The sequence below is a fragment of the Pseudoalteromonas thalassia genome, from assembly GCF_049257215.1.
Classification (GTDB): domain Bacteria; phylum Pseudomonadota; class Gammaproteobacteria; order Enterobacterales; family Alteromonadaceae; genus Pseudoalteromonas; species Pseudoalteromonas lipolytica_C.
Map to the genome: position 1 here is coordinate 258922 of NZ_JBMMUE010000003.1, position 20806 is coordinate 279727.

At 38.8% G+C, this 20806-nt stretch carries 17 protein-coding genes; all 17 read right to left on the reverse strand.

From position 1 onward, the window contains the following. Position 1 precedes the first annotated feature (1 nt). The 17 genes from AAEU31_RS05730 to tssM all read right to left on the reverse strand — a co-directional run bounded on the left by AAEU31_RS05730 (position 2) and on the right by tssM (position 20803). The gene (locus tag AAEU31_RS05730; protein ID WP_421966729.1) at positions 2-991 is read right to left on the reverse strand and encodes a hypothetical protein; all 990 of its coding nucleotides are present in this window, start codon (positions 989-991) and stop codon (positions 2-4) included. A 1-nt stretch (position 992) separates the two neighbouring features. Then, positions 993-1283, reverse strand: a complete 291-nt coding sequence (locus AAEU31_RS05735; protein ID WP_135926857.1) for a PAAR domain-containing protein — start codon at positions 1281-1283, stop codon at positions 993-995. Positions 1284-1303: 20 nt separating this feature from the next. After that, the gene (locus AAEU31_RS05740) at positions 1304-1660 is read right to left on the reverse strand and encodes a hypothetical protein (RefSeq protein WP_421966730.1); all 357 of its coding nucleotides are present in this window, start codon (positions 1658-1660) and stop codon (positions 1304-1306) included. 1 nt (position 1661) lies between these two features. Beyond that, on the reverse strand, positions 1662-3515 hold the full coding sequence (locus tag AAEU31_RS05745; protein ID WP_421966731.1) for a type VI secretion system Vgr family protein: 1854 nt from the start codon (positions 3513-3515) through the stop codon (positions 1662-1664). A 71-nt stretch (positions 3516-3586) separates the two neighbouring features. After that, entirely contained in the window at positions 3587-4066 is a 480-nt protein-coding gene (locus tag AAEU31_RS05750; RefSeq protein ID WP_105181734.1) for an Hcp family type VI secretion system effector, read from the reverse strand. Positions 4067-4290: 224 nt separating this feature from the next. After that, positions 4291-6894 carry a type VI secretion system ATPase TssH gene (gene tssH, locus AAEU31_RS05755; RefSeq protein WP_421966732.1) on the reverse strand — a complete coding sequence of 868 codons (2604 nt, stop codon included), beginning with the start codon at positions 6892-6894 and terminating at the stop codon, positions 4291-4293. Positions 6895-6913: 19 nt separating this feature from the next. After that, a complete protein-coding gene (gene tssG, locus AAEU31_RS05760) occupies positions 6914-7894 on the reverse strand; it encodes a type VI secretion system baseplate subunit TssG (RefSeq protein WP_421966733.1) in 981 nt (326 codons plus the stop codon). Continuing rightward, the gene (gene tssF / locus AAEU31_RS05765; RefSeq protein ID WP_421966734.1) at positions 7891-9717 is read right to left on the reverse strand and encodes a type VI secretion system baseplate subunit TssF; all 1827 of its coding nucleotides are present in this window, start codon (positions 9715-9717) and stop codon (positions 7891-7893) included. The genes tssG and tssF overlap by 4 nt, the downstream gene beginning before the upstream one ends. After that, positions 9714-10199 (reverse strand): type VI secretion system baseplate subunit TssE, encoded by a 486-nt coding sequence (tssE, locus tag AAEU31_RS05770; RefSeq protein WP_135926851.1) that lies wholly within the window; start codon positions 10197-10199, stop codon positions 9714-9716. The genes tssF and tssE overlap by 4 nt, the downstream gene beginning before the upstream one ends. A 13-nt stretch (positions 10200-10212) precedes the next feature. Beyond that, entirely contained in the window at positions 10213-10980 is a 768-nt protein-coding gene (locus AAEU31_RS05775) for a type VI secretion system accessory protein TagJ (protein WP_135926850.1), read from the reverse strand. 2 nt (positions 10981-10982) lie between these two features. Beyond that, on the reverse strand, positions 10983-12509 hold the full coding sequence (gene tssC, locus AAEU31_RS05780) for a type VI secretion system contractile sheath large subunit (protein ID WP_135926849.1): 1527 nt from the start codon (positions 12507-12509) through the stop codon (positions 10983-10985). 27 nt (positions 12510-12536) lie between these two features. Then, positions 12537-14030 carry a type VI secretion system contractile sheath large subunit gene (gene tssC, locus AAEU31_RS05785; RefSeq protein ID WP_135926848.1) on the reverse strand — a complete coding sequence of 498 codons (1494 nt, stop codon included), beginning with the start codon at positions 14028-14030 and terminating at the stop codon, positions 12537-12539. Beyond that, positions 14027-14530, reverse strand: coding sequence for a type VI secretion system contractile sheath small subunit (gene tssB, locus AAEU31_RS05790; RefSeq protein WP_135926847.1), 504 nt, complete (start codon positions 14528-14530; stop codon positions 14027-14029). Before tssB ends, tssC (AAEU31_RS05785) begins: the two co-directional genes overlap by 4 nt. A 12-nt stretch (positions 14531-14542) precedes the next feature. Further along, positions 14543-15649, reverse strand: coding sequence for a type VI secretion system protein TssA (gene tssA / locus AAEU31_RS05795; protein ID WP_135926846.1), 1107 nt, complete (start codon positions 15647-15649; stop codon positions 14543-14545). Positions 15650-15808: 159 nt separating this feature from the next. Continuing rightward, on the reverse strand, positions 15809-16600 hold the full coding sequence (locus AAEU31_RS05800) for a PP2C family protein-serine/threonine phosphatase (protein ID WP_235382711.1): 792 nt from the start codon (positions 16598-16600) through the stop codon (positions 15809-15811). Next, positions 16593-17321, reverse strand: coding sequence for a type VI secretion system-associated protein TagF (tagF, locus tag AAEU31_RS05805; protein ID WP_421966735.1), 729 nt, complete (start codon positions 17319-17321; stop codon positions 16593-16595). The genes AAEU31_RS05800 and tagF overlap by 8 nt, the downstream gene beginning before the upstream one ends. Then, complete coding sequence (gene tssM, locus AAEU31_RS05810; RefSeq protein ID WP_421966736.1) at positions 17303-20803, reverse strand: type VI secretion system membrane subunit TssM; 3501 nt, start codon at positions 20801-20803, stop codon at positions 17303-17305. The genes tagF and tssM overlap by 19 nt, the downstream gene beginning before the upstream one ends. Positions 20804-20806: the final 3 nt, after the last annotated feature.

Genomic DNA, 20806 nt, shown 5'->3' on the forward strand with positions numbered 1-20806 from the left:
GCTAACTCGCTTGACTATTTCGACAGTCATATTTAAGCGCATTTAAAATTGTAATCACCTGCCAACTAAAAAAATCAACACCTTGCAGGCTTGCTACACTGACAGGCCTATTCATCGCAAAGCCATAAACCAGGGTTTGATCATTAAAGTTGATCTTTTGCTCTGGCCAACTCAATGCAAATTGGCGCTGAAAATCAACAGCGGCTTGCTTACAATCGCCAGCCTGAATTTGAGTATCAAATGCAACTAATTCATCGAGCTGACTACCTAAGCAGCGTTTAATACCAGCAACAAGATTCTTGGCCGACCTCACTTCGGTCAACAGCGCAACAGCCATGGGGACATATTTTGTTGCCCCAGTTTGCAATAGCACCGCAATAGCTTGCTCTCGAGTAAACTGCTGGCTCACATAGTTGCAAACAAAATTCATCCTTTGTGGGTCTAGTAATAATAGGTACACAGACATTAACGGTGAATTAATCATCGCAGCCTTTTCAAATGCGTTTACTGTTTCTTGCATTTCAGGCATATCAGGGAGTTGTTTTACAGCACGTTTTATTGCTTTATAAATAATCGCCTGTGTCTCTGAATTACCGTACACATTTGCCCAATTCAAAAAGTCGCTATTGACTGACTTACTTATTGTTAAGCTTTTCTCCAAAAGCTTATTTTTTAAAAATGTAAACTCATGTCGGCTTAATAACCCCAAAAACTTCTGCTTTTGAGAGCTCGACATTAATAGCAGCGCAACCAAGCACGCTTCAGCAATGTCATCCAATAAAATTTTTTGTTGTTTTAACGTCTCAAGCTCTTCAAAAATGCGTTGCACAATTTCAAACTGTAAAATACTAGCACCTTGATAAGCTTGAACTTTTAAAACTAATTGCTGACGAACTTGGTCAATAAACCCAACGCTATAAAACGCACTTTGCTGCATCACATTTAAATTTGAAAGAGCTGCTTTATGCTCATTTAAAATGAGTGATAACACCTTATCCACCAATTAAAACTGTCGGGTTACCTAAAACAATTTTGCCGCCATGTGAGGTACTATCTCCCATTCGAGCAGCGGGTTTTCCATTTATTTTAACTGTGCCAGAACCACTATTAATGCTATCTGGCGGGCCAACACATACAAGCATGTCGCCTTTTCTTGCGGCAGGCATATTACCAATCAACACATTAGCCGAACCCACTACAATTGGCCCTCCAACATGAGGAACTGTACCTGTTACTTTTGGACAAACATGCATATGCCCTAACGTTGAAGCGGGTTTTCCCATAATGCCTTCCTTGTTTTTGGCTATTCGTTTAAAGGAATAACTTGTAACTTATTTGTGCACACGAGTTTTGCTAACTCCTGCGCTATTTCGTCGTACGAAAGATCATTTATTATTGAGCTTGTTTGTGTAGCGTATTGGTAAATATGCGACAACACATTGCTACTATTGAGTACAGGGTGAAGGTTTATAAAAAATTGCTCAGCAAAATAACCATCTAGGCCCTTAAAATAATCTATTGGCAAGTTCAAAAACGGATCATCGGGGCGGTTGACACAAAGACATACCAAATGAGGTAAGCCATAACGGCAATAAACGGTAAAGCCATTGCTTGCTGCACCATGAAAGAAACCTGATTGAAACGTATTATGTAATTCCATGCTAGTTCAACTTTATCACGCCAGCAGAAAGGGTTATTGCACTTCCATCAACCTTCACGTTACTGCCTTTAATATTGATATTTGTGCCTTCTATAGAAATATTACCGCTACTACTCATAGTAATTTTTGCCGAACCGGTCTTAATAACAATTTCTTTTCCAGCTTCAATATTAAGTGATTTACCCACTTTCAGCGTGTCATTTTCACCAATATCAACCGTGCGATTCACTTTTACTTTGGCATCATCGTTGTTGCCCACTTCAAGAAAACGATCATTATCAATTTTTTCTTTTTGATCATTTTTTACATACAGCTGCTTATCTTTTTCTGCTTGCATGTAAACAAGTTCATTGCCTTTTTTATCTTCAAAACGCAGTTCATTAAAATTATCTGCACCACCCTCTTTTGTTGAGCGTGTTTTGATACCGCTTTGTGTTTTATCTGCAGGCAATGCATAAGGAGGCATTAAATCAGCGTTGTATACTGCACCGCTAATGATTGGCTGATCAGGATCGCCATTAATAAAGTCGACTAACACCTCTTGCCCTACACGAGGAAAGAAAAATGCGCCCCATTTTTTACCTGCCCAATTTTGCGCAACCCTGATCCAGCATGAACTTTGCGAGTCTTTCTTACCTTCTCGGTCCCAATCAAACTGCACTTTCACACGCCCGTATTGGTCAACCATAATTTCATCTGCGCTGTCGCCCGTCACTATGGCTGTTTGCACACCATGAATAACAGGCTTTCGCATGCTGTGCGCTGCACGATATGGCACATCTTTTGGCACACATTCAAAGTGGTTGGTAAAAACTTCTTGTGCACCAGATTGCTGAGATCCTGACTGATTTGGCACCGTAATAGAGGTTAATAACGAGGTGATAGCAAACGTTTTACCTTCTAGGCGCGGGTCTTCATGCTTTTTAAAGCTAAATAATTTACCCACGGAGAAAGAGCGACAATCACTTCTACCGCTACTTAACTTCATGTTACGCTGTAATGATTCTAGCTGTACGGCTGCTAAACCTGCAGCTCTTGGATGCGTTTCGGCTTCGGCTGTGTATTCAAAAATTTCAGCGACTGACTGAGTCGGTAAATCTGCTTTTTTGTGATCGCCATCAGGGTATCTTGGTGGTTGTTTAAAATCATAGCCAATACGCTTGTAGCTGCCAGGCGCAATACTTAAACCACCTTGCCATTTATTAATGTGTGACTCACTGAGATGACCTGACGTAAACTCAACTTTTGCTTCTGCGCACTCTTCGTAGGCCGTTATATCATCTGCGAGCACTAGGGTATGTGCACTGTTACTATGCTCGAAAAAATAAAAAATACCTTCTTGCTGAAATAAGCGTTGAATAAAGTCAAAATCTGACTCTTGGTATTGAACACAGTACTCGTACTTGGGATACGTTTTAGTTGTATTATCTTTAAAAGCGACACTGTGTTGACCAAACAAATCGGCAAAAATATCTTTTATTGTTTTCTTTTGGAAGATCCGACTGTTTTTGCGGTTTCGCATTGATGCTGCGAAAGGAACAATAGTGGCGTGGTAATCTATATAATTTTTTTGCTCATCAATATCAGCAGTGCGGCTACCATTAGATACTAATTGGCTAACTATGCCATGAAAATAACGCTCACCTGCGCTATCGGCATTTTTTACTTTAATAGAAACAGGTTTTCCCACCAGATCTTCATGCGCTATTTGTGTGCCTATAGTGAACATATTCACTGACATCACAAACAAATCAGACATAGACTCTTGCACCACCAGCCGAGTTAAGTAAAGCGTATCTTTACCTGCTGGGGTGTTAATCTGAATTACATTGTTATCTTGTGTTGCTTTTTGCATTCCATGCTTCCTATTCCTAAAGATCAAAAAAGCTCTGAGCAAAACTCAGAGCTATTAGGTACTGCAAAAAATTACATTTGCTGGCCTTTAACACCGCTGTAACCATAAACAAGTGGTGCAGTGATGTTATTTTTGTCGTCAGTAGGAGTAACAGTCATCATCATTTCTGTGTAGCTGATAGTGATTGTTTCAACTGGACGGTCATTTTGAACAGATACAGAGTAGCTAGAAATCATTGCATCTGTAAGTTCGATTTTCATGATTTCTTCAACTTTATCACCTTGCTTAGTGATGTGGAAAACAGCCGGTAGGCCTTTACCAATTGTCGCTTCTTTGAAAAGGTCTGGAGACGCTTTATCTTGAAGTTTAGTGATAGTTACATCACCTAAGCGAGTTGAGCTAGATTCACGGTCCATTGCTGTACCAGTGTGTGCTGAAATTTCACGACTAACGTTCCAATCTAATGATAAAACTGTGATTAAATCTTTAAAAGACTCAGCAGTAGTTTCGCCTTTAATTGAACCGTATTTTAAATATGTATTTGATTGCATTTGATAATGCTCCTTTTAATTTATAAATAATATCCATTACATTGGATCATTTACTTTTGGTTTCCCAAAATTCCTTTGAAATCATTATCTCTAACTGCGCAACGAAAAGGTCTTCAATATCCTTTCCCTAGACGAAGACAATGTCTCAATGTTCCATCAACTAATGAAGACGGACAAATTATAATCCGACTCCAAAAAAGAAACAAGAAACTAATTTAAATATATTAATTTATATTAACAATAAATGAATCATCATTTAAATCTAATAATATACTATTGATTTTACTACCAGTAACAAGGCTTTCAAGTAAAGATTCAGATAATAACGGCAGGACATTATTTTGCAATAATGCATGAATATTCCTTGCACCCGAACCAGAGTCATTACAATTGTTAACTATATAATCTACAACAAAATCTGAATATAAAAAATCAGATTTGTAATTTTTGTTAACTCTATCTTTTATTTTACTTAATTGAAGTTTTGCAATTTCCGCAAGAGTTTCTTTATTAAGTGGCAAATAAGGAATCACATTAATGCGACCAAGGAATGCAGCTTTAAATACTTCCAGTAAATCACTTTGAATAGCCTTTTGCAGACCCTGAACGCTTGGCGCTGTTTCTTCGTCTTCAAATAAGCTCATTGTTGTATCAGTACCCACATTCGAGGTCATGATGATAATCGTGTTTTTGAAGTCGATATCTCTACCTTCTCCATCTTTAATTGTGCCTTTGTCAAACACTTGGTAAAAGATGTCATGTACGCCTGGGTGCGCTTTTTCAATTTCATCTAGCAAAATAACACTGTATGGCTTACGTCTGATCGCCTCTGTTAATACGCCACCCTCGCCATAGCCTACATAACCAGGAGGTGATCCAAGTAGTAACGATACTTTATGCTCTTCTTTGTATTCTGACATGTTGATGATTGTGATGTTTTCTTCACTGCCATACACTTCATTCGCTAATGCAAGTGCCGTCTCCGTTTTACCAACACCACTAGGACCCGCTAGCATAAAAATTCCATTCGGACGGCTTTCGTCAGCTAATTGCGCTTTAGATGTCTGTACAACTTTTGCAATTAACTCCAGCGCATGATCTTGGCCAACAACACGCTCTTTCATTGTGCTTGCTAAATTAAGAACACTCTTCACATCATCTTCATGCATCTTGCCAACAGGGATACCAGTCCAGTCAGAAATAACTTGCGCAATTAACTCATCATCAACCTGCCAATGCACCATGTTAGAATCATATTTGGCCAAGCTTTCTTTGCATTGTTGAAGCTTTTCAATTTCTGCACTTGGCTGTTCTGTTTCATCATTCAGGCCTGTGATGACTTCTTTTACATCTTTAATAAGTGACATTTCATTTTCGAATTGCGACTTCAATGGTGAAAGCTGCTCTGTAATTTGCTGGCACTTATTTGTTAAACTCTCAAGCACCTCACTGTGATTTAACCCTGTGCGTTGCTCACGAGTTAACATATTGATTTGCGACTCTATTTCTGAGCGTTCATTTTCAAGAGTTTCGATAGAATTAGGAGTTGATGCTTGGCTCATTGCAACGCGAGCGCAGGCTGTATCAAGTAAACCCACCGCTTTATCAGGAAGTTGTCTGCCGGTGATGTAGCGGTGTGATAAATGTACTGCGCTTTCTAGTGCTTGCTCGGAAATGAACACATTATGATGTTTTTCCATAACAGGCACTAAACCACGTAACATCGCAATTGCTTTTTCTGGTGTAGGCTCTTCCACTTTAACGACTTGGAATCGACGAGCGAGTGCAGCGTCTTTTTCAAAGAACTTCTTATATTCAGCCCATGTAGTGGCTGCAATTGTTCTGAGTTCGCCGCGCGCTAGTGCCGGTTTTAATAGGTTTGCAGCATCATTTTGACCGGCTTGACCACCACTACCGATCATTGTGTGTGCTTCATCGATAAATAAAATAACCGGAGTTGGGGTGTTTTTAATTTCCGATATTAAAGACTTTAGCCTATTTTCGAATTCACCTTTCATACCGGCACCGGCCTGTAATAAAGCGAGATCTAGGGTGTGAATTTTTACATTTTTTAAAACATCTGGAACACTGCCTTGAGCAATTCTTAGCGCTAATCCTTCAACAACAGCGGTTTTACCAACTCCAGCCTCACCAGTTAGAATTGGGTTGTTTTGTCTACGTCGAGTAAGGATATCGACCATTTGTCTAATTTCAAAATCACGCCCCAAAATTGGATCTATTTTTCCTGCTTTTGCCTGGGCTGTTAAATCAACTGTAAATTGATCTAAACTAGGCGTTTTAGAACTTTTAGATACCGATTTTTCAGCTTGGCTCTTTGCCACAGGGCTTTGCTCCTGTGACTTAGCGACCATTTCAGGCCAAGCATGCAATAATTGCCCTGCTTCTATCTTATTAAACTCTTTACTACAACGACTCACTAAACTTGCTAAGTTGTCATCTTTTACCAGCGTGTAAATTAAGTAAGCACTACGAATTTGTGTATCTGTAAAATCAATGCTCGTACTAAGCCACGTTTGCTTGAGCAAACTGGTAACATGCATCGATAAGCTCGGTGATGAATTACAACCCGTTTTGTGCATTTCTAAAGACTTATTTAAATCATTTTTTAACGAGTCTCTATCAATATCGTAAGCGCTCAAAATAACTCTAAAGTCATCAAGTTGTTGCTCAAGCATCGCTAGTATCCAATGCTCTAATTCAACAGTAAAGTGGCTTCGGCTATTACAAATTGCAACAGCCTGTTCAAGACTCTTTTTGCACTCTGGGCTTAGTTTTTCTACGAGTGTATTTAGCGTCATTGTAGACATAATATTTCCTTGTATTTATTTATCCTTTGAACGAAAGTTCAGAGACTTTGCCATTTTGAGCTGCGTTTTCAGATAGCAGAAAACTATTACAGCCTAATTGACATCGTTCTTTTAATAATTGCTTTGCACCAAGCTTATAAAAGTTTGCTTTTACTATCAGTGAATGCTGGATTTGATTACCAACAAAATCACCCACAATTTGATGGGCTAAATTCCAAAGATCTTGCTTTGGTAGAAGACGGGCTGTTTGGTGCTCATTTTTGGGCTCGATAATAACTTCGATCTTTGTCGAGATATCCCAGATTTGCTTACCTGCTATTGCATCAATACCAAGCCTTGCATGTTGGCCTGCAAACCCTCCACTATTTATGCGTGTTTGCTCAGATTGTTTTAGCGGCTGCCACTGGCCTACAAATTGGTTTATGCTGACATCACAGTCTAAATAGAAAGTTAAAATATTGCGCAAATCTGCCATATTTCGCGTCTTTCGACTGAAAAGACCACTGAAATAAAGCTGATGAGGGGCATTCCCCCCACTCAGAAGTGCCAAAATTTTTGTGTGGTTATCTTGATTACTATTAGCAAAGTTAAGCGCGGGTTTATACTTTTTCCAAGCTCGGTAGTACAACGAAATCAAACGATGATTAAACATATCGTAGAAATCTCTCATTGTACTGTCTTTATAGCGCAATCGTTGCATCACCAGTTCACTATAAAAATGTGGCAATGCTCCTGAACAGCCAGTCATTCCCATAAATGATACTTCCATATCAAATTGGGTAATTCCTTCAACGTTTTTAGCGGGCTTTAAATTAGTAATTGCATTACCCGCAAAGCCAAACTTTTGTGTTGAACTAAACTTAATCAGCTCTAGTTTTGGCTGACAATCATAGCCAACTTTACGATATTGCTGGGCCACACTCGACAACTGAGACTCGATCACAAACACGGCTTTGTAAAAATCTATTTCTGTCGCGTTCTCGAGCAATTTTGCAATCATAGTAGCACTCCGGAACCTACTCTAGCTGGCCACTGATGATAAACTCGATCTTGTTCTTTTAACTTTAGACTTAAGCGTGTAAAGCTATTAATTGATGCAAATTGCGAGAAGAAACAATCAAGAACTGAAGCAAAAAAGAACACCCCACTACCAGCGTAATCATCATTTGCAAATGTAATTTCAATGTCAGTTCCTGCTGCAAAAGCGACTCGACCGTTTTGCACGACACGCGCAGTTGCAGGTTCAATTTTGACGCTATAGATGTTATCTATCATCCCTTTTGATTGGGGTGTTGCTTTAAAATCATATAGCCTCAATGTTTCTTTTAATTTCTCTGCACTTTGCTCACCACTAAATGAATCAAGAGTCAGATGATTGATCAATTGCCAGCGAGTATTACTGCCAAGCACAGGTCTTACCGCATGAGTTGGTGCAACTAAACACCTGATTTTTTTTATTACATCGCCACGCTTTGGCAATGTAAAACCAAGTTCATCATCACCAAAAGGTAAACTAGCTGGTAGATTACGATTACTGCATTGAGCGCGCGCTGTTACCACCGTATTTCCCTCACTGAGAGCTTGTGCACTATTTTCGAAGCCACCATTTACTAATGATAAATAGGTTTCGGTTCCCGCCTCAGCATAGCCACCAGCCCAAAGTGCTGTTTCTCGTCGAGTATGCCAATAGAGATCTTTATGCTCTTGATATTTAGGGTGTGTTTGCGCATAAAAAGGCGTCACTATCTGTTTATTCCCCTTGTGGTCAAATGCAACCACCTCTTCAAGGCTAATAACTTCAGATATTTCAGAGTCGATATAGCGTGGTGCGAGCTTATACTCATATTCGCTTAGCTCTGGGCGGATCGGTTCAAGTTCTTGTTCATATAAATTTATGATTGGCGTGCAGCCCATCAAGAACATGTCTTTATCTACTTGCTTCTCCAACTCGCTAGACTCAACATCTAAATAAAAATAAAGTGTTGTTGTACTGGCATTGCGAGGGAGTACCGAGCGAATATTTTGTAACTCAAAGAACTTGAACTTTTCAGGGAAAATAAAGTTTTCGACTAATAGCCTATATGCTGATGAAGAACGCATTGAGTAAGGAACAACAGCTTCATGCTCCTCAAATCCAACTGATTTTAAATGAGTTTTCGAGAGGTAATGCACTCCCTCATCGCCATTATCTACTGCTATTCCGATGCAATGTTTAAACAATAGTTCGTATACTTTGAGCGCATAATGCCATTGTCCATGAATATAAATTTTTAGATCATTTAGCTCTGTTTCATGTAATGAAACGCCATCATACTGACCTGTCAGTTGTAACTTAAATATCGCTTTAGCAGGTTCATTAAACTTTGGTTTAGGCGCAATAAAAGGACTGTTATCAAACTGAGCAGCTGTTATCTCTACGGGCCACAAATTGGTATCAAAACAGCTTTGAAATTTACACTGTTTCATTCCTTCTACATTGGTTTCAAGCTCACTCCCGCGAGGAATAATGACTCCTGTCGTTGATAGGTTTTCTGACTCTAACTTTACAATTGATAATGAAGGGATAGGCGCTTGGTAGTCTGGATAGAGCTGGCCTAAAAGCGCATCCGTTAACTCAGGAAAGCTATCATCAAGTTTTTGCCTAATGTTGGCAGTTAAAAATGCAAATGATTCGACTAACCTTGAAACATGAGGATCTTCTATCACTTCGTCTGTAAGTTTTAACCTGCCTGCCACTTTTGGGTATTTTTCTGCAAAGTCTTTCCCAAGGTGGCGCACATACGCTAATTCACGATTGTAATATTTTAATAATTCATCATTCATAGTGAAGACTCATAGATTTTCATACCTAAACTAACTGGCTCAACTTCAGAGTTAAAACTGATATATTCAGGCTCTGGATCGGCATATAACAAGGCATTAATTCTTAGGTTTAATACTCGGTTAAGGGGGAGTTCTTCATCAACTAACACTTCAACTTCAATAAACCTAGGCTCAAATCGTAAAATCGCATCTCGAACTTTTTCACATAACGCTGCTCGCCCCTCATGCGAACTTACAACCATGCTCGAAAAATCAGGCAATCCGTATGATAAACACGATGTTGCAAGCTCACTGTATTGACTTGGCCATGTATGCCACTGGATCCGAGCATTTAGTAACGCCTCGATATCTCGTCTTACGTAACTTTTTAAAAGTGATAAGCTGATACCATCCGTTCGCTGTGGCGAGTCCTGTACATCTGGCTCGTCATCAATCAAACGATCTAAAATTGATGCTTTGAGCGGCTGTTTGCTTGCAATCATGAAAATTTCACACTCAATTGATGAAAGAACCAAGTTCAGACAATAAGACTGCTTCATCATTTATAAACAGCATTTTCATTCCGCGTCCTAAGTACATTTCTTCACTTAATTCTTGCCATTCAGTCACTTGGCCTAGTTTTTCTATTTCACTCTTTGAGTGTGGGTAAACAACTGGGATATGAGCTGTACCTACAGGTCCATCTTTAATAGTGACCTCAACACGAAGCCAAATTTGCTCAACGATTGACTCTATTGGTTGAACTTCAAATTTTTCGATTTCATCAAAGCGAGCTAAATAAAACTCACCGTTGGTCCCCAAAATTTCCAGAAATGGGTTTAATGAATCATCAATATCTCTGATTGCAGTAAGTTGCTCATTTGCTGAATTGGTTCTGAAAGACTCAACTTTGGCTGCTTTTTCAGTAGCCTCTTTTAAATTTTCTTCACGTAAAGCAATATGCATCTGCAGAAATATCTCATCGAGTTCATCTGCTTCATGAAATAGTTTAGGAGCCGCTTTACCTTCATAAAAATCTTGTCGTGCTTGCTCGGCCCTGATTAAGTGTCTTAAATTAACAGCACCAACTGCTAACTCAGGTGATTTAGTCACCATAAAATCTAATTGTTTATCCGCTTTTTCAAGTTCACCATTAACACACAACAATTCCGTATAAGCGCTGCGGATATCAAAATTCAGTGGATCATCTTTTAGTTTTTGTGCGCAGTACTCTAATGCATCTGCTAATTTTCCATTGCGGATACACTCATGGATCTTTTTCATTTTTATTCCTTTATTTGATGATGAGGACTTAGTTCAGTCACTAATTTGATACTTGATACCATTTGATCAAGCTGAAAATGAGGTTGTAGTTGTAAGACAGAAAAGTAGTGGCCTGGCTTCGATTTATTTTCGGTCACTTTCACTTTCGCATTTGCCAAAGGATACTTACTTCTTATTTGCTCTGAGGCAGAATCCGATGCTGTCGTGTAGTTATTAACCCATGCTTGCAAGCCTTGTTCACAAGCTTGAGCTGTACTATAAGAACCAACCCGATCACGCGCTAGCAGCTTTAAATAGTGAGCAAAACGTGACACACATAAAATATATTGCAGCATAGACGATAAGCGGGCATTTACTGTCGATGCTTCACTATCGTAGTGCTTGGCTTGCTGAGCCGAAGCGTTACTATAAAAAACCAGATGCTCAGTATTAGTCACGGATGAGGCAGGTATAAACCCAAGTTCAGAAAATTGCTTTTCTAATTTACTGGTCACAATCAAATCTATTGGTGGCTTAGCTTCTTTTCTATATACATCGGTTGAAAAGTAATTTTTCGTCAACCCGGTAACGATACCTTTAGATATTTTACCTGGCTCAATGCCTCTGATTTGACCAAACCAACCACTTTCAGCATAAGCACGCACTAAAGTCGACACAAATTGGTACGCGGCGTTTCCCCATAACATATCTGTTTCTGGTGCTGTTATTTTTTCTGTATATAAAAAGTCTAAGTGGCGGGTACCGTCGTTTTTATAGGGTGCTCTGACTAAAACATGCGGCAATACAAGACCAACAAAACGCGCATCTTCCATGGCTCTAAAGCTACGCCACTTGGTATATTCGACCTGTTCAAATTGATTATATAAATCGAATTGGTAGCCAAGATCAGTAAAACTGTTTGTACCAAATAAGCTTGCTGACACAGCAGTAATAAATGGCGAAAAGGAGGCTGCGGCTACTTTCGAAATTTCTTTTAAGGTGTCTATATCGTTGTAAATTGTACCCGGTGCATTCCCGTTGGTAATTTCGTAATCACCAATCAATACACCAAAAGGCTCTCCACCTGGACGGTCGAACTCATTTTGATAAATTAATTGAAAGAGGCTACTTTGATCGAAATCGATAGCCTTATTAACATCTCTCGATAATGTATTCCAATCACAATCTAACAGGCGTAACTTTACTTTTTTTTCTTTATCACTGAGTTCTGTTTGTAAAGTTAACCACCACAAATTGCGCCAGCTAGCTTCTAATTGTTGTAACTTTGGGTGGTGTAAAATCTGATCTAATTGCTTTGAAATAAGCGAGTCTATTTTAACAATGGTCAGTTGCAAATATGAACTGATTGACTCTTTATCCCACTGCAGTGGCGAATCAGAAGAGCCTTCAAGCCATAATAACAGTGCTTTAAATGTCTCTTTCTCATTTAGAAAGCGTTCCAATAAAGCACTATTTTCGAAGATATCAGACGCTGTATTATGAGAAAATACAGCGTCAGCTCCTATGAATGAAAACTCTTCACAATTCATTTTGCATCATCCTTAATGCAGGAAGGGTTAACCAATCTCAGGGATTTTGGCAACCAATCTAAGTGATGACGTTAACTCTTCCATTTGTAACCATGGTCTTAACCACGCAACAGCATTATAAGCACCAGGCTGACCAGGAATTTCTTTAACTGAAACTTTTGCATCAGCTAAAGGATAACGAGCTCTGATATCTTGACCACCACCCTCTGTCGCATTTACGTAAGATAAGATCCAACGATTTAACCAAGATTCAACGTCTTCAGCTTCCATAAAGCTACCAATTTTATCACGTGCCATTACTTTTAAATAATGAGCAAAGCGAGAAGTAGCCATAAGGTAAGGCAAGCGTGCTGAAATAGCAGCATTCGCAGTTGCATCAGGTGTTGAGTAAACTTGCGGCTTTTGGCACGATTGTCCACCAAAGAACACAGCGTAATCTGTATTTTTATAATGACACAGTGGTAAGAAACCGAGCTTACTTAACTCTGCTTCACGTCGATCAGTAATACCAATCTCTGTTGGGCACTTAAGATCAGGATCACCATCATCACTAGTGAATATATGGGTTGGTAAACCTTCTACTTTACCGCCGCCTTCAGCACCACGAATAGCAGTACAAAAACCATATTGAGAGAATGCTTTTGTCATGTTCGTCGCCATCGCATAGGCAGCATTACTCCAGCAATAATCACCGTTATCAGTACTTACAGAGCGACCGGCAAGCTCATCAACTTCAAACTCTTCATAGTTGAATTCTTCAACAGGTTTAGATGCTGCACCGTAAGGTAAACGAGATAAAAATCTTGGCATCGTGAGTGAAACAAAGCGTGAATCATCGCTGTCTCTAAATGAGCGCCACTTAGTATATTCAAGTGATTCAAATACTTTTTCAAGATCTCTTGGTTTAGTGAGCTCTTCCCAACTATCAAAACCAAAGAGTGAAGGTGATGATGCCGAAATGAACGGACAGAAACCTGCAGCAGCAACATTTGACATTAAGCTGAGTGTTTCAACATCTTCTGGGTGATTAGTAAACTCAAAATCACCAACAATAGTGCCGTAAGGTTCACCGCCTGGTGTACCAAATTCTGACTCATAGATTTTTTTGAATGTTTGACTTTGATCAAACTCAACCGCTTTACTTAAATCTTTATGAAGCTCTTTCTTCTTCATATTTAGTACACGGATTTTTAATGTTGAGCCTGTATCTGAATTCATCACCAAATGATTAAGACCACGCCAAGAACCTTCTAATTTTTGAAAGTCTTCATTGTGCATGATAACACTAAGCTGTTTCGAAATTTTTTGATCGATCAATTGAATAGCTTCATTGAAAGTCACCGTCATGTTTTTATTCCATTGAACAGTGCCTTTTAAAGCTTCTTCAGTTAAAGTTCGAAGTAGCTCTTCAGCACGACTTGCATCGGTTTGTTTCGTTGCGCCAATCGCTTGGGTTAATAACGACGCCGATTCTGTCGTTGCTGCTGTGTCTAATTCTTGTGCTAGTGTTTCGGTGCTCATTTTTCAGACTCCTCTAACTTTAGCTCTTTTGCAATTGAATCTAGACTCGCTGTGTTACTTAACACTTCTTCTAAAACATTTTCTAGTTCTTCTGAGCGGTCAATCTTAGTCATGAGGTCACGAAGTTTATTGCGTGTCTCCATAAGGTTACGCAGTGGCTCAACTTGATTTACTACAGCCGCTGGCTCAAAGTCGTCGATACTTTTGAAGTTAAGGTTTACACTAAATTTAGTACCATCATCAGTTAAAGTATTATCAACATCTAACTTAAGAGACGGGCTCATTTTTTTTAAAACATCATTAAAGTTTTCTCTATCGATTTGAATAAAACGACGGTCTTTTAAAGGTTTTAATACTTCTTTATTATGACCAGAAAAATCCCCCATTACCCCAACTACAAAAGGAAGCTCTTTTTTTACAATTGCACCTTCAGTTTCAACATCATAGGTAATGTGTACTCTAGGTTTACGTACACGTTTTAATTTGTCATGGATACTCATTCAAAACTCCTTTTACTCGGTTTCTGTTTCGCTAACTTTGATGCCAGACAGCTTAAAGTATCCGGTCCTAGCATCACTATCGGTTATTAATTCATTTAATAATTCTGGTAGCGATAATTCGCTCCATCGAATAACTTGTTCAATGGTGTAAGACATAGGTGAATGCGGTTCTGTCTTTCTGAAAAACTGTGCTATTTCTTGCAACTTATTTATCGCACTTTCTCGGCTGTTGATTACCGCATCATTGCGATTAGTATTCTCAGCTATAGATGCATCATCTTCCACTCGCTCATTGTCTTGTGGTTCTTGTATTGATTTGACTTCAAGAGATTTGAGCTTATCTTTGCCTAAATGCAAAACTGCATTTAAGCATTCCTCGAGTGCTTGCTTAATATTAGAAGTGGGTTGTGACTGTTCAGTAGCAGCATCAAGTGCAATGCTTAATGCACTAAATTCTGTGAGAGCCTCTTCAATGCCGTTTTTTAAATCGAGGAAAAACTCAGCAGGAGTTTCTTGGGCACTTTTTTCTATTAATTCAAAATCAATAGCGCCTTGCGCTATTTTCTTTTCTCTTTTCTCATCATTGAGCCTAGATATGTCGTAAGCTTGCTGATATTCCCAGTAAGTAAATGGTTCATAATTTTGGCTATCTGTTAGAGCGATACTTTTGATAGGGATGATAAGCGCGCCATCACCCGCTACGCCATTTAAACCAACAAGAGCAGAAACTTTATCAGATATCTCATCGCCTTCATCAAGTGATGGATAGAGTAACTCAAAATGATTACTTATAAGCTCATGTGCAACTCGAAAGCCAAATGCCAAACCTTTAAAACCATATACACGACATAGTGCTTCAATAAACCAGGCTAAATATTCAATATCTTTACTTTCTGATTTTAATGCAGCGCTACATTGTTCTAACAATGGCTGCCAATCACGAGCAAGAGAAGCTATGCCCTCATCATCAACGAGTGCAAGGCGCTCGGCAGCACGTAGCTGATTACGCATATCTTTTAAGGAATAATACGTTGAGGTAGGAGATACATCTGATCTAGGCTCAATGCCCGCGAATGCATCTTCGCTAATTGGAGCTATATATTCATCAAATACAAACATTCCATTGCCTTACAAATTCCTTTTACACCCAAAATAGAGACGACGTAAAATAATACATCTCTTATTTTTAATTTCAAGCCACAAAACCATTAATTAAAATAAAATTACAAAAAATAAAATAATAAAACAAAGCATCATCCATATTATTTTAATAATAGGCTATTTACTCAATAATAAGGGTACAGTCAAATCATCATTAACTAGTTTTTTATTATTAGATTTATCCGATTCTTCATTTTTCACTAAAATAAAAGTAACATTATCTCTTGCACCACGCACAAGAGTGGAGTGAATTAAAGCCATACCAGAATCAATTATATTTTTAGGACCTAAAGCAATACTAATTTCTGAGTCACTTAACTCACCAGTTAATCCATCAGAACAAAGTAGGAAAATATCATCAGTTAATAAATCACCTTCAACACAATCGACTGATAATTCATTTTGTACCCCTACTGCGCGTGTAATTACATTCGCTAATGGGTGATTTATTGCTTCTTGCTCTGTGAGTAAGCCCTCGTCAATTAAATCATTAATTTGGCTATGATCTCGAGATAACTGTAGTAAAGCATTCGATCTGTAAAGGTATATCCTGCTATCACCTACCCATATTGCTGAATATTTATTATCTTTAAAAAACAAAACAGTAACTGTTGTACCAGCCGTTTTGTTCCCCAAAAAATCACTGCTATACTCAAGTAGTTTTGTATTGGCGCTTTTTATTGCCTTAATCAACATCTCAGTCGAAATTAATGAAGCAGGTAACTCTTCGACTTCAGCCTTAATGACATCTACCACTAGCTGGCTTGCAAAATCGCCCGCTTCATGCCCCCCCATACCGTCCGCAACAACCCAAATGTTATACTTATTAAGTTCGATATAAGCATCTTCATTTAATTCACGAACGACTCCGCGATGAGACACGGCATAACTAATAAAATTTTTATTCACACTCACTTACCTGGGTATAATTCCATTCCCAATGCTGCCAACGTCCATCTAGCATTGCAGCCACCTGATTTACTGGCGGTAAACCTGCTGTCACAAAAACAACAGGTTTAATATTTATAGAGCCGTGGGTCCACCAAACGCTGTAATCTCCATACTTATTGAGTAATAGCGAATGCAAGACATCGTTTAATGTCCCGGCACCCAATTCATCTCCTTGAAACTCAAATACTGCAGCTGATTTATTTTCATCTGGAGAAAGGCTTTTACTGAATTTTTTAGTTGGTGAATGATTACTTTTAAGCGTACTGAGTACCTTTTTCTGCCAAACACTTAAGTCTACACTGTCATCTAGAACAGTTAACACTGCGTCTTCATAATCAAGCGAAAGCTGGTTTGAGTTTAATGTCGCAATCGGTGTGCTATCGCTATCAACAAGAACAGTAAAGGGATAATGACGGCCTACAGCATCAACACTTGGCAAAAGCGTGCCCATTTTTGCATTCTCTGTAATTAAGTTTTCGCATAGTGCAAAGTGCCAAACAGGACTTGTTAAATAACGCTCTTGCCACTGGGCACCTAGTTGTTCTTTGCTTACTGCTATCGCAGCCTGAAGCCAATGCTCCCAATGCTCTGAAAACTGTTGACCAATACCTTCTTGAACAAAGTCACCCAAAAATGGAACTTTACCCAAATAGCCAAAACCTATAACCTTGTCGGACATGAGAAGCTCTCTATACTTGCGTTCCAAAATGGGTGTCGAATCGAATTAGGTAATAATTCAACCGTTGCATTATTTCCTTGTAACGAAAAGTGCAGCTCTAAGTCACTCTGGGTTTCTGCTCGCTGAGCTTTAAGATCATCCAGCATTCGATAGAGAGACCATTCACCACTGTAGCTGGTATTGATGGTTCTCCCCCCATAAGGTGGTGTAAACACAATTCTAGTTTTGCTTTGAGCAACTTCCCCAGGCCAAACAATACTTTTTACTTTCGGTGGGCCATGTCGATAAATCATTGACTGACCATCAATTTCGATCATGAAGCTGGAAATTGTTTGGTCCAGTTTAATCGGTTTTAAACCAAACTCTATTCGTGGCGTATTACTGTTGCCATCAAAAAACACCTCTCGAATTCTGGCCGCTTGTTCAAACATTCTGAGTGCTGACTCACTCACACCTATGTTCTTTTCAAATCGCCAAGGGCTCTTACTGGTATCAACACTAGGCGCAATATAGGTAGTGAAAAAGTTATCTATCGTGCCCTTAGGACCAAAAAAGTCTGAAAAATCTTTAAGATTGATCTCCTTATCTGAATTAGGAACCAACGGGTAACGCCCAACGATTGCAGCATTGTACTCACGTAAAACACTGCTTCTCCAAATTTCGTTTAAGTGCTGATTGGCACTTTTTCGAGTAATATTCGACGTATCTTGGCTAATGTCTAATAGCCACTTATTGGCTGGGTAAGGTAGTCCTTTACTTTGAAACTCAAGCTGACTGAGGAATTCCGGTTTATTCTTGCCACTTAACTGATTCTTTACTGATGACTTAAGTAACCCACCTCGATCAAGTTGGTTTAAGTAAATATTTAGCTCTCTTAGATTGGCTTGTATTGTTTCAAGTTGTTCTGGTTCAATATCTAAAATATCACTGAATGCTTCCTCTACTTGGTAGCCTGGAAGTTTAACTTCAAATTTCGGTGTTTCATTAGGCAAGTAACGTTTAAGTCTATTAGCTTTAGTATGCATAGCGACTTCAGCAGCGTTTGCAGCCACTTTACCGGCTGCCTTTTGATTTTCCGAAATAGGCAGTTTAGTTAACTGAACATTTTTTTGAACGGTGATAATTATATTTTTTATCGGCGCTTCAGGTCCTGCCAAAACATTAGTTACTCGAACACCTTCTGTTGGTGAATTGAACTCTTTTAGAGTCAGCTCATTAACAAACGAACGCCAATAATAGATATAATCTTGAAAATACTTTTGCTCTAATTTCTTTTCGATTTCAGCTTTTGAGATATCGTATGTGTTTGCAGCTTCTTCACCGTAAACCCAACTACTTGCCATCAAGTTACCCAACATCTTGCTTTTCTCGACATTAAAAATGCCATGATAACCATTGTAGGTATAAAGACCTGGGATACCTTTCATCGCGACTTCAGGGTTTTGAAAACTAAATTCTCGTGCGCTTTCGTAACTTATAATGTCTGTTAATTTTATTGGTGGAATGCTGCTTTCCATAAAGTCAGCTTGCAGTCTTTGATAAGCTCTTTCTGCAATTGGCAGTTTTGTTAATTCAGCTCGCGCAAGACGAACAGCTTGATGATCAATTTCCTGCCCAGAAAAACCATGATCCAGTAATGCTCGTGTATGAGCCATAAGATCACTGCGATTAGTTACGTTCACATCCCCAGGAAGAGCCCTTTCGTAATAGGCACTAAACCATGCAAGTAAATCATCTTGGTTGTAATGCTCCGGTTCAAATAGCATCAAATAGCTTCGTAAAGTCTCATATAAATAACTCAAGTAATCCGCTTGTTGCTCCATCTCTGATGTTAGCGAATTGAGTAAAAATGGTTCTAGATATGTTTTTAGTGAACGCAAGTAGGCGCTCTTTGAGGCCTCTGTTAGCTCTTCTACCTTACTAAAACCATAAGCCTCAAAATCTTCAGCATTAATTTCATTAACAGGGAAATTCTTTAACTTATTAAAGCGCTGATTCAAAACAAGCAGATTACCTTTATCTACTGTATTTTGATCTAGCACTTGATATTCAGCTAATGCTTGATTTGTTTCATCTATCAAATCACTATTCCATGAAAAGCTCACGTACCAAGAAATACTTAATGCTATTAAAGTGATACATGTCACAGCTAAGCATGACACGCGTAACCACTTACTTTGCTTTTCATGATGTTTGTTGGTACTTGCTAGGTTTTGCTCAGGAAAAATAACGCTCTCTAACAAACGCTTTATAAAGAAGCTTCTAGTTTGGTTTATATAATCTTTTTTCGTTGAATTTTGTTCAGTCAACAAATTAGAAGGAGTCCCTTCTTGCGTTGCACTAGTAAGGTATACACCACGAAATATTGGCAGACTTTCATACGCATTTGGTGTAAATATTTCTTTTAAAAAAGAATAACCTACACTTTGAAGTGCACGAAGTTGCTTTGGAAACTCAAATACCTTAGAGCGGTTTGCTAAATCATGCTCATTAATTAAACGTCGATTTAATAACGAGGTTAAATTTGAAATTAGCCCATGAAATTCCCTGTTAAACACTTCAATTTGATTGTCAGATTCAGCATCAAGCTCAAAAGTAACCCCCCAAACTTGTTCGGTTTCTTCATCACTCAGCTCACTAAAAAACTCTCTAAACCCTTCAATTAAGTCAACTTTTGAAAAAATAACATAAACAGGAAAGGTCATGCCCAGCTGCCCTTGAAGCTCCTGTAGTCGTTGTTTAATCGCGCGAGCATGCAAATTACGCTCAGTTTTAGTTTGATTCATCAGTTCAGAGATACCCATACTGATGATCACCCCATTTACAGGTCGTTTTGGCCTGTATTTTCTAAGTAGTCCTAAAAAACCTTGCCATGCTTTTGAGTCGTGTAAAGCATGACTGTTTTGCGTGGTGTAACGTCCTGCGGTATCAATAATCACTGCTTTGTTGGTAAACCACCAATCACAATTCCGCGTACCACCAACACCGTGAATTAAGTCTGTGCCTAGCTTCTCCTTTAAAGGAAAATCAAGGCCTGAGTTATTGATAAAGTTTGTCTTACCTGAACCAGGAGGGCCAATCATGATATACCAAGGAAGCTGATAGATATTACGGCCGTTAAAGAGCTTGGCATCCTTCAATAACTCGATCGCCTCAACCATTCGAGTCTTTAAGGTTTTAATTTCTTCTTGGACTTCATCTGCAGAATTAGCATCAACCTCTATCAGCTCTTCTGTCATGCTAGTATTTCGCTTGCTTTGATTTCTAAATTCAATCAGTTTAATAACGGTATATACCAGTAAAATTGCTAAAATAGTGATTGCACGAGCAGCGACACTTTCAAACGGTTTATAATCAGCGATCGCTATCAAAGGACCACCAAACCAAATAAGTAGGAAGAGAGCTAAAAAGCCAACTACGATCATTACCTTACGAGAAGTAGCAGCGTACATAGCGCGCTTGCACTTTTGAATAAAACTCATCAC

Bases quoted from the DNA above. Each gene is read 5' to 3' on its own strand.
- tssE (WP_135926851.1), bottom strand. From the start codon at position 10,199: ATGATTGCAAGCAAACAGCCGCTCAAAGCATCAATTTTAGATCGTTTG.
- tssH (WP_421966732.1), bottom strand. From the start codon at position 6,894: ATGTCTACAATGACGCTAAATACACTCGTAGAAAAACTAAGCCCAGAG.
- tagF (WP_421966735.1), bottom strand. From the start codon at position 17,321: ATGTCCGACAAGGTTATAGGTTTTGGCTATTTGGGTAAAGTTCCATTT.
- AAEU31_RS05750 (WP_105181734.1), bottom strand. From the start codon at position 4,066: ATGCAATCAAATACATATTTAAAATACGGTTCAATTAAAGGCGAAACT.
- AAEU31_RS05775 (WP_135926850.1), bottom strand. From the start codon at position 10,980: ATGAAAAAGATCCATGAGTGTATCCGCAATGGAAAATTAGCAGATGCA.
- tssM (WP_421966736.1), bottom strand. From the start codon at position 20,803: ATGAGTTTTATTCAAAAGTGCAAGCGCGCTATGTACGCTGCTACTTCT.
- tssC (WP_135926848.1), bottom strand. From the start codon at position 14,030: ATGAGCACCGAAACACTAGCACAAGAATTAGACACAGCAGCAACGACA.
- AAEU31_RS05740 (WP_421966730.1), bottom strand. From the start codon at position 1,660: ATGGAATTACATAATACGTTTCAATCAGGTTTCTTTCATGGTGCAGCA.
- tssF (WP_421966734.1), bottom strand. From the start codon at position 9,717: ATGAATGATGAATTATTAAAATATTACAATCGTGAATTAGCGTATGTG.
- AAEU31_RS05735 (WP_135926857.1), bottom strand. From the start codon at position 1,283: ATGGGAAAACCCGCTTCAACGTTAGGGCATATGCATGTTTGTCCAAAA.
- tssA (WP_135926846.1), bottom strand. From the start codon at position 15,649: ATGTTTGTATTTGATGAATATATAGCTCCAATTAGCGAAGATGCATTC.
- tssG (WP_421966733.1), bottom strand. From the start codon at position 7,894: ATGATTGCAAAATTGCTCGAGAACGCGACAGAAATAGATTTTTACAAA.
- tssB (WP_135926847.1), bottom strand. From the start codon at position 14,530: ATGAGTATCCATGACAAATTAAAACGTGTACGTAAACCTAGAGTACAC.
- tssC (WP_135926849.1), bottom strand. From the start codon at position 12,509: ATGAATTGTGAAGAGTTTTCATTCATAGGAGCTGACGCTGTATTTTCT.
- AAEU31_RS05745 (WP_421966731.1), bottom strand. From the start codon at position 3,515: ATGCAAAAAGCAACACAAGATAACAATGTAATTCAGATTAACACCCCA.